Source organism: Weissella ceti (assembly GCF_018394055.1).
In the GTDB taxonomy this organism is placed as follows: domain Bacteria; phylum Bacillota; class Bacilli; order Lactobacillales; family Lactobacillaceae; genus Weissella; species Weissella ceti.
On sequence record NZ_CP074441.1, the window covers coordinates 1,453,000 to 1,467,858 of the forward strand.

Annotated in this window: 11 protein-coding genes; 2 read left to right on the forward strand and 9 right to left on the reverse strand. The window is 41.1% G+C overall.

Annotated elements, in window-relative coordinates:
• Positions 1-2: 2 nt before the first annotated feature.
• From KHQ31_RS07610 to KHQ31_RS07650, 9 genes are all read right to left on the reverse strand, one after another.
• Positions 3-2,348 (reverse strand): glycoside hydrolase family 65 protein, encoded by a 2,346-nt coding sequence (locus tag KHQ31_RS07610; protein ID WP_213408972.1) that lies wholly within the window; start codon positions 2,346-2,348, stop codon positions 3-5.
• A gap of 36 nt (positions 2,349-2,384) precedes the next feature.
• Positions 2,385-3,902: a PTS transporter subunit EIIC gene (locus KHQ31_RS07615; RefSeq protein WP_213408973.1), complete on the reverse strand. Its 1,518-nt coding sequence runs from the start codon at positions 3,900-3,902 to the stop codon at positions 2,385-2,387.
• A 15-nt stretch (positions 3,903-3,917) separates the two neighbouring features.
• Positions 3,918-4,403, reverse strand: coding sequence for a PTS sugar transporter subunit IIA (locus KHQ31_RS07620; protein WP_213408974.1), 486 nt, complete (start codon positions 4,401-4,403; stop codon positions 3,918-3,920).
• Positions 4,404-4,416: 13 nt separating this feature from the next.
• Positions 4,417-5,130, reverse strand: a complete 714-nt coding sequence (gene treR, locus KHQ31_RS07625) for a trehalose operon repressor (protein WP_213408975.1) — start codon at positions 5,128-5,130, stop codon at positions 4,417-4,419.
• Between the two features lie 330 nt (positions 5,131-5,460).
• Positions 5,461-8,430, reverse strand: a complete 2,970-nt coding sequence (locus KHQ31_RS07630) for a YhgE/Pip domain-containing protein (protein WP_213408976.1) — start codon at positions 8,428-8,430, stop codon at positions 5,461-5,463.
• A 2-nt stretch (positions 8,431-8,432) separates the two neighbouring features.
• A complete protein-coding gene (locus tag KHQ31_RS07635) occupies positions 8,433-8,882 on the reverse strand; it encodes an RrF2 family transcriptional regulator (protein WP_213408977.1) in 450 nt (149 codons plus the stop codon).
• 202 nt (positions 8,883-9,084) lie between these two features.
• Positions 9,085-11,718, reverse strand: coding sequence for a cation-translocating P-type ATPase (locus KHQ31_RS07640; protein WP_213408978.1), 2,634 nt, complete (start codon positions 11,716-11,718; stop codon positions 9,085-9,087).
• 324 nt (positions 11,719-12,042) lie between these two features.
• A complete protein-coding gene (locus tag KHQ31_RS07645; RefSeq protein ID WP_213408979.1) occupies positions 12,043-12,495 on the reverse strand; it encodes a GNAT family N-acetyltransferase in 453 nt (150 codons plus the stop codon).
• Between the two features lie 308 nt (positions 12,496-12,803).
• Positions 12,804-13,505 carry a GntR family transcriptional regulator gene (locus KHQ31_RS07650; RefSeq protein WP_213408980.1) on the reverse strand — a complete coding sequence of 234 codons (702 nt, stop codon included), beginning with the start codon at positions 13,503-13,505 and terminating at the stop codon, positions 12,804-12,806.
• 168 nt (positions 13,506-13,673) lie between these two features.
• On the opposite strand from KHQ31_RS07650, the gene KHQ31_RS07905 reads away from it, so the two are divergent.
• Both KHQ31_RS07905 and KHQ31_RS07655 read left to right on the forward strand, forming a co-directional pair.
• Complete coding sequence (locus KHQ31_RS07905; RefSeq protein WP_264336091.1) at positions 13,674-13,886, forward strand: hypothetical protein; 213 nt, start codon at positions 13,674-13,676, stop codon at positions 13,884-13,886.
• A gap of 3 nt (positions 13,887-13,889) precedes the next feature.
• The gene (locus KHQ31_RS07655) at positions 13,890-14,678 is read left to right on the forward strand and encodes an amidohydrolase family protein (RefSeq protein WP_264336095.1); all 789 of its coding nucleotides are present in this window, start codon (positions 13,890-13,892) and stop codon (positions 14,676-14,678) included.
• The last annotated feature ends 181 nt before the right edge of the window (positions 14,679-14,859 follow it).

A 14,859-nucleotide genomic window follows, 5' to 3' on the forward strand; every position in this document is an offset into this window, starting at 1 on the left:
TTCTATCCTTTACTAAAAGTTTGGGGCACATCAGGTGCCAATGTAACCACTTGTCCGTAAACATCAATCGTGATTGGCTTATCAGCACTCACAGTCACTACATCAGGTGTCATTTCAAATGCCAACACGGTGTCTTGATAACGTTGCGTAAAGGCTAGACGATGCCAAGTTTCAGGTAGATTAGGTTGAATCTTAATGCGACCATCACGCAACATCACGCCACCAAATTCATTTTGGATGACTTCTAGTGTTTCACCCATGACACCAATGTGAACCCCTTCAGCAGTCGTTCCACCTTGAATGTCATAGTAGTCCGATCCAATCGCTGTCGTTAGATAATCCAGTGCTTCGGATTTATTGTCCAATGTCACATCAATCCCTGCAAATACTGGGCGTGATGTGGTTGACCCATGCACTGTGCGTTCCAAATAATAATCCTTATTTAAAGCTAACCAGTTTTCTGGCAAGTCATAACCTAGTTGCTTCACTAATGATTCCATATGATGAGCGCCTAAGTTATAAATGGTCATCAAGGTATCAGCTTGTTTAGCCACTTGATAATCATCTGGGGATAAACCTTCGGCCTTCAACAAACGATCGATACGATGGATATCTCCATATTTAGCCTCGTAAGCAGCAAAATCGACTGGCTTTAAGTCAAAGTAACCGGCATATTGTGCAATAATCCCTTCGTCATTGATTTCCAATGCCAGATGACGTGATGCATCTTGTGCCAGTTCCATTAAGTCTTCGTTGAAATCAACCCTGTCAGCGACTTCAGTAAATAACTTTGTTTCCTTGATAGCCAAATCTTGCAACCAATTCAATGACCACGTTAGCATCAAGTTCGTGTAGGCATTGTCTTTGATACCACCAACTTCTGTTTCTGGGTAGGCTTCGTGATATTCATCAGGTCCCATCACACCAGCAATATGATAGCGTCCCTCTGCATCTTTTTCCGTCTTATTTAGCCAGAATTTCGTTGTTTCAAGTAATAGTTCTAATCCACCATCACGCAGTAACGATGTATCGCCTGTAATCTGGGTATATACCCAGATATTATAGGCAATTGTCAAAGACACGTGACGTTGTAGACGAGAGTTGTCTGGTTCCCACTCATTATTAACGGTGTTCAAGTGAATGAATTGTGATTGTTCATCCCCAGTCATACCAGATTGCCATGGGAACATTGCGCCCGCCTCACCATCAAGCAGCGCATTTCCCTTCGCTGCATCTAGGCGCTTAATACGGTAACGCAAAATGTCACGAGCGGTTTCTGGATCATTAGCTGCATAATATGGCACGACAAAGATTTCATCCCAGAAGATGTGACCACGATATCCTTCACCGGTTAATCCACGTGATCCAACTGAGGCATCTAAGTCTTTATTCGCCGCATGTTGAGCTGCTTGACGAATATGGAAGATGTTCATGCGAATCATTAATTGCATGTCTGGATCGTCTGAATCTAACTGCACATCTGCCGTTTGCCAAACTTCAGCCCAGTGTGCGATGCTGCTTTCGATCACTTTATCAACACTGTGTGTCGCTAAACTTGCATCTACAAACGCCAATGGTTCATCCATTTCATAACTCGTTGCAACAGCAATCAACTTCTCAAGTTTCACCGGTTCATTGGCTTGTAGTGTTATTTCACCACGCGCCATTTGGATATCAGTGGGTGCCACAACATTATGGAAGGTCATCGCATCACTCGTTGTTTCGGCTCCCAACACCAGTTCAATATCGGTTGTACGTGTTTTAGCCTTTAAGACATCCCCACTAATTTCAGTAACATCAAATTCTCGTGAATCAAATGCTCGGTAACGCGCAACGTTTTGATTCAATAAAGTCCCATCAATCATACTTTCAACGGTCAACTCTGCTGTGAAGTCAGCAGTAATCGTTAGTCGCATTCCTAGCATATGATATTGCTTTGGATCAACGGCTTTAACTGTATGCAACGTTAACATCCCCTTCGGTACGTCAACCGTTAGAACTTCTTCAAATAAGCCCGTCTTAAAATCTACAGCTGCACGTCGCGTCTTAATCGTGTCATGATTAATGTCTACAGCCGTGCCATCCAAAAATAGCTTAATCAATTGTGGATTAGGTAAATTCACCATATCTTCATTGATTACATCTTTCCCGGCCACTTGTGTACTCGTTTGATTAAAGACACCTGCCACGTACAAGCCAGGATAATGATGGTCATTAAAAGATTGGAAAATTGATGCCCCACGCCAACCTAGGTAACCATTTCCAAGCGTCAACAATGATTCTTGTCCATACGCGCGCTTTTCTGTGGCTAATTCTGTATATTCCAAACGCCATGCTTGTTCGGTCATCTCTTACTCCTCTTATTCCGTTACTATGTTGTTGTTTTATTTAACTGCATCTTTAAAGACGTTCTTTTGTGCAACATCTTCTTTCACAACACCATCATTCTTAAACCCAAATAAGTACGTTAGGGTGAATGAGATGATTAGTGTAACTGCCGTCGCAATCCAGAACACCATGAAATTATTAGGGTTGTCTTTTGGTGAAGCAAAATTTGGGAATCCAATCAGTGAACCTGAGAATCCGTACATGTGTAGATCTAATAAACCAGCCAAACCAGCTCCAAACGCTGCCCCAATTGAAGAAGTTAAGAACACACGTCCGTACTTCAAGTTAACACCGTACATCGCGGGTTCAGTCACTCCGGCGAAAGCTGATAATGCACCTGAACCTGCCAATGCCTTAATACCTGTGTTCTTGGCCTTGAAGAAGACAGCCAACGCTCCAGCACCTTGGGCTAACATCGTGAATGAAACAATCATGTTGATGTTTGATTGCCCAGTTTCCGCAATTTGTTGCGTCAAAATGGGAATGACCATCCAGTGCAACCCGAAGATAACTAAGACTTGATACAAGCCACCAATGATGAAACTTGCGATGGCCAAGTTCAGATTAATCATTCCTGTAATGATAGCTGCAATTCCTGATGAAATAATTGAAATGACTGGGCCAACCCCAATCAATACGACTGATCCAACAATGAACAACGTAAACATTGGTTGTAGGATTGGGCGCAAGGCTAGTGGCAGATGGTTCTTAAAGAAGTTCCCAACTGGGCGTGCCAACCAGGCTGCAAAAATGATTGGGAAAATTGTGTATGCGTATGATGGAATATTAATAGACATTCCTAGATATGTTGCGTTAAGCGGTACTCCAAATAGATTACCCATGACTTCAGGATTCACAATTGCGTTTCCTGCAATGTGTGGTCGTGTCAAATCTTGCACCGCTGGATGAATCATAAATCCACCAATCGCGGCGACAACATATGGATCTGACTTTAGTTGCTTAGCAGCTGAGAACCCAACTAATACAGGTAAGAAATAAAACGGCGCCATTGCCATTGATGACAAAATGACATAAGTATCTGAGCTTGCATCAATCCAGTTCAACAAGGTTGGATCAGACATCAAAGTCAACAAACCATTAATCATTCCACCGGCTGCTAACAAACCAATAATTGGAATCATTGAACCAGTAATGGTTCCGACCAAGGCTTGGAACATGCCCCCAATAGTACGCGGCTTATGCTCGTTGTTCTTGGGTGTTTCCTTCTTTGGATCAATGTCTTCGTCTGTAGAAAGGCCTAATTGATTGGCTAATTCTTCATAAACGTCTGCGACAGCTTGGCCAATGACGACTTGGTATTGACCTAGTTGCTCGTTGTAAACAGCTCCTGCAACCCCATCTAATGCCGCAAGTTTCTCTGTTTGGGCTTTCTCAGGATCTTTTAGGTAGAAACGTAGACGCGTCACACAGTGAATAGCGTTATCAACGTTGTCCTCCCCACCAACATTTTCAATAATTTCTGCTACTAGGTCTGAATAATCTTTCTTTGCCATGACATTCTCCTTTGCCTATTTGGCAGTCGCTTTCCCAATAAGTTCGCCAGCTGTGGCTGGTCCGCTTTGTACATCTAAATTCGCTAATTTATCAGTTGTATTTGTAATCAACACCATCGTTGTACGTGGTAACCCAGCTGCTTCAATTTGTGCCCAATCGGCAATGGCAATGGGTTCGCCAGCCTCTAGCACATCTCCCACCTGAACTTGCATATCAAATGGTGCACCATCTAAACTCACCGTATCAATACCCATATGAATCAAAATTTCTAAGCCATCAGCACGTTTAAAGCCAACTGCATGACCTTGCAACATTGTCACCTCACCGGCAACAGGGGCAACTACTCGGCTATCATCTGGTTCAATGGCGAAACCATCACCCATCATTTTCCCGGCAAACACTGGATCAGGAACCGTTGTTAAATCAATAACTGTCCCATTGACTGGGGCATACAAATTAACGTCTGCGACAACTACTTTTTTCTTACCTAGTCCAAACATACTCTTTCTCCTTTTAATTCCGACGACGTGCAAATTCAACGTTACTAAACCGATCAGCACGATGCCTTGATTCTGTAAATGATAATAGTCGGTTGTCCATCAAGTGCGTTTCGCTTCGAATCACGACCATAGAAGATCCAACTGCCACACCTAGACCTTTATGGTCTTGTTGGTTGGCCGGTTCAATCGTCATATGCTTAATCGCATAATCAATTTGGAGGTCTAATTCATGTTCGAAATAGTCAAAAATGGACGTTTCTGCTGCTGTATGGGGCAATTCTGGAATTACAGCTTGATTAATATAATCATAATCAAGTACTGTCGCCTCACCATTTACATTACGCCTTCGCACTAACTTAATAGCTTGAACATCATCCGTAACCTGTGAATCCATTTGTAGATTTTCAGGAACCGGCTGATTAGATTCTAGTAGTAACACATCATTCGTTGAGGAAATACTACCTTCTGCCATCAATTCCCGATAACTTTTCAATTGCGACATGGGGATTGCTACACGTTCTCGGTCTAATACGATGGTCCCTTTTCCTTTTAATCGTTGGACATAGCCATCATGCGCTAAATTGACCATGGCTTTTCGTACAGTTTCCCGGGAAACATGATATTTCAGAACTAGTTTTGTATCACTAGGTAAAAATGCCCCAGATCCATATTTTCCCGACTTAATATCATTCACCATATCCCGATAAATGCTTTGATATTTATCCATACCAATTCCCCCTCAACGTTGTATCCACATTATACAAATAGTTTGTAAGCGATTACAATCACTTTTAGACGGCGTTATTCTCTACTTGACTAGGCATGTTATGACAAACTGCGTTAGCTTACCACTTTCCCGCCTAGGCAGGTTTTTTCAATTATTTTTAACCGCTTCCATTCTTCATCTATAAACATTTGTTGTCTGTGAATCTTTTTATATTTCGTCAAAAATATCGCTCGTTTCTTTTCGTTTTAAGACACAAAAAAGCCCCTGCAGATTTCTCTGCAGAGGCTTTTGGTTTATCTAACTGTTTAACATATTTGTGAGGTATACGTTTTAGTTATTCAAATCTGATTCGTTGCTCATTGTGTCTTCAAAACGGTAACGCTTTGACTTTTGAATGGCAAAGTATAGCCATGATAGTAGTGAGAATGCGACGAAAATCATGAACATAATTAGAACTGGTTCTGTAACAGATAGACCCGTTGACAATGATCCACGCAATGCTTGAATTGCGTAAGTCATTGGCAAGTATGGATGTAGCCATTGGAAGAATCCTGAACTCAATTCGATTGGGTATGTTCCACCTGAGGCAGACAATTGTAGCACCAATAGAATCAATGATAGGAACGTTCCAATCTTACCAAACGCTGCGGTAAAGAAGTAAACAATACTCATATCCATAATCGCAATAACAATTAATGAGATTAAGAAGGCAGTGAAGTTTACTGGCGTCAAACCAATAATGGCAACTGAGACAAGCGTTGTAATAATTGCGCCCATAAATACCAATACGAATGGAATTGTGTACTTACTCAACCACCATGTAAATGCTGACTTAGGGTAGACAGAAGGTTCCGTTAGGTTCATTGCTGCCATCAATGTAATCATTCCAACGAACACGTAAATGGCAATCATGTATGGCGCCATTCCAGTTCCGTTGTTCTTAACTGATGTACGATCCTTGTGTGTTTCCTTGATTGGTGTTGCAAACATGTCCAAGTTAGCCTTATCGTCACGAACTTGCTTAACCTGTTCGCCACCTTCAGTTAACTTTTCGCCAAGTTCATCAGCACCATCATTAGCCTTCACAAGCCCTACAGTCAATTGACCGGCTCCGTTAGCTAATTGGCCTGATCCATCATTTAGTTGGCTGACAGCTGATTGTAGACGTCCTGTATTAGCATTCAGTTCGCTCAATCCGCCATTCAACTTGTTAATTCCACCAACTGCTTGGTTTGCACCAGCTAGTAGGTCACCGTTCTTGCTTTGTAGCATTTGTAGACCACCAGTTAACTTTTGACTTCCATCAGTTAACTTCGCACTATTACCAGACAATTGTTGTAGTCCTGCTGCTAATTGATTTGATCCATCATTCAACTTACTACTGTTGGCTTGCAATTGTTGCAATCCAGATGTCAATTGGTTTGATCCACCTGACAACTTGCCACTATTTGCTTGCAATTGTTGTAGTCCTGAAGTCAATTGATTTGATCCATCATTCAACTTACCACTATTTGCTTGCAATTGTTGTAGTCCTGAAGCCAATTGGTTTGATCCATCTGACAACTTACCACTGTTTCCTTGTAATTGTTGTAATCCATCAGCTAATTGCGTAGTTCCTGCGTTCAATTCAGCGTTCTTACCAACTAACTTGGCTAGTCCTGCGTTGACATCTTTAGTTCCGGCCGCAACCTTTTGTGCACCTGGCGCCAACTTCTTAGTTGCTTCTTGTGTATTGGCCACATAACCTGTCATACCTGCATATAGTTGGTTATAGCCATCAGCCAATTGACCTAATTGACTAGCCTTTTGTGCTTGCGCTTGCAATGACTTCCCTAGGTCTTCTAGGTTTCCCTTCAAAGTCAAAACACTCTTACCTAGCGCAGCACGATCAGCATCTGAAAGATCCTTTGACTTGACCAATTCACCAAGTGTGGCAACTTGTGTTGCCATGCTGTCCATATTAGCAAGAATCTTTTCTTGTTCTGGGTTCTTACCAGCACTCATTGTCTTTAAAGCAGCAACTTGCTTCTTGTATTCTGCCATTCCCGCAGTCAACTTAGCGACATCATCACTATGCAATGAGTCATTCAACTTAGTTAGACCGTCAGAAACTTGCTTGCTTCCGGCAACTAATTGCTTATTACCGGCTTCAGCTTGCTTGACACCATCAGTGTATTGCTTAATTCCTGACTTCAATGTCGGTACATTGTCAGCAGCCTTATCTACACCAGCTGTGTATTGTTGGATTCCTGCGTTCAACGTTGGGACATTTCCTGCAGCCTTATCTACACCAGCTGTGTATTGTTGGATTCCTGCGTTCAACGTTGGGACCTTTCCTGCAGCCTTATCTACACCAGCTGTGTATTGTTGAATTCCTGCATTCAGTTCAGGAACTGATGATGCAGCCTGATCTACACCAGCTGTATATGCATAAATTCCTGCATTCAACGTTGGGACGTTTCCTGCAGCCTTATCTACACCAGCTGTGTATTGTTGAATTCCTGCATTCAGTTCAGGAACTGATGATGCAGCTGTTTCTACACCACCCGTGTATTGGTTAATTCCGTCTTGTAGTTTGACACCACCAGCAGCTAATTGTTGTGTTCCATTGGCTGCCGTACCAACTCCATTTGTATACTTCGTTAGGCCAGGTCCAAATTCAGCCAAACCATCGTTTAACTTATTTGCCCCTTCATCCAACTTACCACTACCATCTGTTAATTGTGTCAATCCATTTGCTAATGTCTTGGCACCATCCCCAGCTTGTTCTAGACCTAGTCCAGCCTTCTTGAATTGGCTCAAAACAGTTTGTGCGTAAGTACGTGTAACGTTACTTTGCACTTCGCTCTTAATACGTCCAGCGGCAATTTCAGAGAACTTTGAAGCAGTGAAGTTGTGTCCTGCACTCGTTTCATAAGTCAAATTCATTGGCTTAGGGTTCTTATCCATCAAAGTTAGTGAATCTGATGAAAAGTCTTCAGGAATTGTAATTGCCATAAAGTACTTTCCAGCATCTAATCCTTCACGCGCTTCGTCAGCAGACATCATGTTGAAGTCCATGTCGCTGCTCTTATCTAGCGTCTTTGTTAGTTCTTCACCAATATTAATTTCTTTACCGGCCTTACTTGCCGCCTTGTCGTTGTTAATTACCGCAACAGGGAAATTATCCATGCGTTCATATGTATCCCACATAGACTTCAGGAAGATTGTTGAATAGATTGATGGAATCAACATAACCACAATTAAAGTGACCATCAACAATCGGTTCTTCTTTACTTTCGCTAATTCTTGTTTCAGCATGCTTATGCCTGCCTCGCTTTCTTAAACACGTCTATATCTTGTAGATTAGACAACTTGTATGTTGATAATTTCTCACGATATGCCTTTTCAGCATCGCTAAAAATTTGAATGATGTCATCTTCCTTTTCCCGAATGAAATGCTTATCACTTAGGAAACGATCAGCAATGTGCTTTGGTTGATACATTGTGTCTCGTCCTTCGATAGCATAATAGACATCTAATAACGTTAACTCTTCTAGCGCTTTATTGATGAAAAAACCACCATGTTTCCCAGCACCTGAACTAATGATATCGGCATGCACCAATTGCCCTAAGATTTTTTTGACGTAGCTTTGTGACGTGCCCAGCTTGGCAACAATCTCTGCGCTGTTAATACGACGTTCTTGCGCGCGTTCTGCTGCTAGTAGTAACACAATACAAATTGCTTCTTCAAAACTTTGTTTTAGTTGCATAGTCTGCCTCCTCATCTTTTATAACGTTACTCATTCTACATTCAAAGACAATCATTGTCCACATTAAAAAATGAATTTTTCGTAATTGTTTCAAAAATCACCTATTTCAGGTTTACCTCACCCATGTAAAAAAGCCACCTCAATACATTCAGGTGGCTTTTCAATCTGTACGTCATTATTTATCTATTGAAGCAACCTATTTTTAAACACGGAAGAATGATGGTTGGAATTTCTTCCAAACTTCAAGCACAACCGTTGGTGCAAGTGATAGCAACGCTACCATAATCCAATGCATCATTGACAATTGCGTCAATCCAAACAATCCAGCAGTAAATGGAATCAAAGCAATCACTAATGTAATTAATGTTGCTAAGATGGCCATGTTAACCAATGTTGGGTTATCTGAATATGAGTTAGTAAACAACGACTTCGCTGAACGAATATTAAAGACGTGGAAAATTGACGTCAATGATAAGACGATAAAGGCCATCGTTTGACCAATTTCAGCAGATGGCAACATACCACCAAGCGTCATGTCACGTCCAATCCAGATTGCCAACAAAGTAACTATCATAAACAAGATGGCATTCAACGCAATTTGCTTACCTAGTCCATCAGCAAACAGTTTTTCATCTTTATGCATTGGCGCACGATTCATGACACCTTCTGGCATCGGTTCACGACTCAACGCGAATCCTGGTAATCCGTCAGATACTAAGTTAATGAATAGCAAGTGAACTGGCAACAATGGTGACCCCCAGCCTAATAGCATGGCAATAATAATCACCATAATTTCAGACATGTTGGCACTCAACAAGAAGTTAATTGTCTTACGGACCTTCACATAAACACCACGACCTTCAGACACTGCATCCACAATCGTAGAGAAGTTATCATCAGTCAGAATAATATCTGAGGCGCCACGAGCAACATCGGTTCCGGTTTCACCCATTGAAATTCCAACGTCCGCAGCCTTCAAGGCTGGCGCGTCGTTAACACCGTCACCCGTCATAGCGATAATCGCCCCACTACGTTGCCACGACTTCACGATACGAATCTTGTCAGTTGGCGTTACACGAGCATACACAGAGTATTCCTTTACGCGTTCGTCCAATTGCTCATCAGTCAATTCAGACAGTTCAGCTCCGGTCATTCCCTTGTCGCCATCTTCCATAATCCCGATTTCACGGGCAATCGCACTAGCAGTTTCTAGATGGTCACCTGTGATCATAACCGTCTTAATTCCTGCCTTCTTGGCTTTCGCAACAGCGGGTGCAGATTCTGGACGTGGTGGATCAATAATCCCAACCAATCCAATCAATGATAAGTGTTCTTCATAGAATTCCGCTGATGGTTCAGCAGGCATTTCTTCAAAGCGCTTAGCTGTAATCGTCAAAACACGTAAGGCATCTTGTCCGAATTGCTTATTAATCGCAACAGCTTTTTCTTTGTTTCCATGTTCAACCATTGGCAACAAGACATCAAACGCACCCTTTGTGATGGCAACAAACCCACCTTCTGGATCTTGGTGAACCGTTGTCATACGCTTCTTTGTTGAATTAAATGGAATTTGGTCAACTACTGGCCATTCCTTTAACAATTCTGCACGTGGCTTGATTGGTTGCATCGCACGGACAAGCGCTACTTCAGTTGGCAATCCATCATAAACCACATCGCCTTCATCTTCACGCACTTCCACGTTAGTTGAAATCGCTCCAATTGATAGGACTTGTTCTGCTGATGCAGTCATTCCATTCGCAACAGTTGTTAGTTCATCATTTTGATCGGCCCACACTTCACGAACCGTCATCTTGTTTTGTGTTAATGTTCCGGTTTTATCTGATGCAATAACACTGGTTGTTCCAAGTGTTTCCACGGCTGGCAAGCGGCGAATAATCGCATGCTTTTTAGCCATACGTTGCACACCCAATGCTAATGTCATCGTCACGATAACCGCCAATGTTTCAGGCACTACCGCAACAGCCAAAGAAATCGCCGTTAGGAAGATGTGCATCAAATCCATTCCTTGGTACAGACCAAGTCCCATCACGACCAAGGCAGCCACAACCGCAACAATTGAGATATTCTTTCCCAATTGTACTAGTCGTTGTTGCAATGGTGTTAGTGGTGTCTTTGATTCGCTGTTCAACAAACCAGCAATAATTCCCATTTCAGATTGCATTCCAACACTTGTCACCACCGCACGGGCTTGCCCGTTCACAATGGTTGTTCCACGATAAACCATGTTGGCACGTTCACCTAAATCTACATCAGAGGTCAAAATGGCATCTGCATCCTTAGATGCAGGCACACTTTCACCGGTTAGAGCCGATTCTTCGGCTTGTAGTTCAGTGGCTTCTAACAAACGCGCGTCAGCGGCGATTGATGTTCCGTTTTCGATAAGCAAGATATCTCCAACAACGACATCATCACCATCAATTAGTTCTGTTTTCCCATTACGCAACACTTTTACTTTTGACTTATTCAATCCTTGCAAAGCGGCCAAAGAATCTTCGGCACGCCCTTCTTGAACAATTGAAAGCGTAGAATTGATGATCACAATCCCAATGATCAACATACTTTCAAAGTAATTCCCTGTATTTTCCATATAAGCAGTAATGAATGAGATTACGGCCGCAATCAACAAAATGATTGTGGCAACGTCATTCAAACTGATTAAAATCTTACGGGCTAGCGATGGCTTAGCGGGTTCATCGAATACGTTGGCTCCGTATTGCTTACGGTGTATGTCGATTTGTTCTGTATTCAGACCAGTTTCTGGATTAACTTCGTAGTCAACCAGAACGTCTTTAATCGGCTTTTGATATTGTTCCAATGTTTCGTCCTCCCTGTTCAGTCACGTTAACTCTACTTACTTAGCGTAATAAACGAAACTTAAAGAGAACCTTATTATATCTTTAACCAAGGCAAACAAAATACTTCTGCTAGTCTATTTGATAATTACCAAATAATGACTATATAGGAAGAAACTTACGTATCATTCATTAACTTTATAGATAAAAGTTTTTAAAATTATTTTTTCGAAAATTTGAAAAGGACGAAAATACAGTATGTTTTTCGTCCTTTTATCATAACTACAAATAGAAGATGTACGTAGTAAAGCCCCCTAAATTTTATTTAGGGGGCTTTACGGATTTATTTATTTTTTTAAGACCATATCTTTATGTGGAATATTGTCTTCCAAGTATTCTGCTGAGGTTGTTTCAAATCCAAATGATGCGTAAAAGTTTTCTAAGTAACTTTGGGCTTGAATATAGATATTTTCCGCAGGAAAATATCGTTCGATTTCAGACAATACCGCTTCGATTAATTTACGGCCAACATGTTGACCACGATATTGCTTAGTAACCAATACACGGCCGAATTTAATTTGGTCATTGTCTTTAAGAATTCGTGCGTACGCGACAATATCATCTGAATTTTTGAAAATAACATGAATTGCTTGATCATCGGCATCATCAACTTCTTGATAGGCGCAATCTTGTTCCACAACAAAGACACGTACACGTTCTTTTAAAATAGCCAATAATTCTGATGTTGTTAGCTCGTTCGTTTCTTTAACTACTTTCGTCCAAACCAAATTTTCACTCATCATCATACTCCTTAAAGTTGAATGTCCGATTGTCCGTAACAATTGCAGCGTTTCTATCACCATCATAACACTCCTAACAATCTGTTACTTCCACTCAATCCGTCAATTTTTCTCCGTTTCTTTTTTGCATAAATATGCAGAATCACATATCTATCCACTTATTTTTTAAGTATGTTTTTCGTACATAAAAACAATGGTGTGTAATCCATATATTCAGATTTAATATACACAAACTAGAGATAAGAAAAAGGCTGCGTTTTCATCAGTCAGAAAACACAGCACAGAAAGCAAGGTTAGGTTAATATTAATTATTTCAATGTTTCCATTAATTCACCAAAAGACAACCCTTCACCATACAAGATAATTTCCCGATCCGTTTCATGCCCTTTGGTCGTCACATGCATCATATCTTCTTCCCGAGAATCATCACTATCGGGTTTAACTCCTCGATCAAATATCCTACTCGTGTGAAACTGCGGTTTAAAATCATACTTACGCATCAACAGAGGCAATAACGGCCCATGATCCAATTCACTTCGAACTAAATTAGGAAACCGATCATAATTCAAATAGACAGTATCAAAGAAAGTTGATTTATCGTCCGAAAACATCGTGTACTGTAATTGATACAAATAGGCATCATCACTCAATCCCATCAGCTGACGAACATGTGAAAACTCACCATCTACTGACAACTTGAAACTCGTTAGCGATATTTTGGCATCATGCCCCAACTCAGCAATCGTCCCCATCACATCGAAATAATGGATTACTCGATCCATGAGGTTTGGATTTAAAACAAAACTCCCTTTCCCTTTTTTCGTTTCAATATATCCATCACGTTCTAGGTCTGCCAACGCATGTCGAACCGTTGTTCGACTCATACCGTATTTGATTTGTAATGCATTTGATGATGGTATTTTTTCACCTACCTCAAACACCCCCGAATCAATTTTTTGTTTCAGGATATTTTCTAACTCTTGATACACATTATTTTTGTCGACACTCATCGCAACATGTCTCCTGTTCATAACAAGTTTATTTTTATATAGATATATTAGGTATAGGTTCAGTATATCCAACTTGTCACCCCTATTCAAATACGATTTACATAGATTGACCCGTTATAAATTAAGTCATACGCTATATATGTAAATAAAAACGAAGGAGAACTAGACATGATCAATAAGAAAATTACATTAGAAGAGCATTTTTCAACACCGATGAACGATAAGTTATGGGATGATTCAGGTGAAGCAGCGCGTAACGGTCAAGAATACACCAACTTTATTATGGACCGTCTTTGGAATGATAATGAAGCTTATCGTGATGAACTAGGTCGCCTAAATATTACCCACAACATTATGTCTTTGACATCACCCGGTGTATAAGGTATTACCGATCCTAAAACTGCGGTTGGTTTAGCGCAGAAGAGTAATGATGAAGCCTATGAACATTACGTTAAGGCTGACTCCGATCAATTCGGCTTCTTCGCCGCAGTTGCATTGCAAGATGTTGAGGAGGCTCAAAAGGAAGCTCGTCGTGCCGTTAACGAATTAGGCGCTAAAGGTATCCTCATTAACGGTTACACCAACGTCGGCGATGCCAACCATGCCATGTATTTGGATGATGAAAGTCTAAAGCCATTCTGGCAAACAATTAGTGAACTAAACGTGCCTGTTTACTTGCACCCACGTGAGCCACTTCCAACAACAACTGATACCTACAAGGGTTACGAAGAATTAATTGGATCCGCTTGGGGATTTACCCACGAAACAGCCACTCACGCAATTCGTCTAATGATGAGCGGTTTGTTCGATGAGTTCCCTAACCTAACAATTGTCCTAGGACACTTAGGTGAAGGACTTTCTCAAACACTACCTCGTACCGATCACCGTTTGTATCGTCAACGTAATGGTGTAAACAACCAAAAGAACAAGAAGCCATTAATGAGCTACTTGCGTGACAACTTTAAGGTCACAACGTCTGGTCACTTTACGACCGCTAGCTTGCTAGAAGCCATTGAAGTCTTTGGTGAAGACAGCGTTATGTTCTCCGTCGATTACCCCTATGAAGATAACTCAGATGCTGCAAACTGGTTCGATCAACTAGAGTTACCTGAAGACGTTAAGGAAGATATCGCATACAACAATGCCGCCAAGCTTTTAAACATCACTGACTAATCAACGTTAAGCAATCATTTAATTACTAAGTCATAATATATAAAACACGCACTTCGTTCAAAAGTACGTGTTTTATTTTTCCCTAAATTTTTTGAAATATATTAAGTTATCTTTCTGCCTTATTATCTTTTTACCTATATAAGCAACGCATATAAACACCCAACATTTGACATTTATTTTT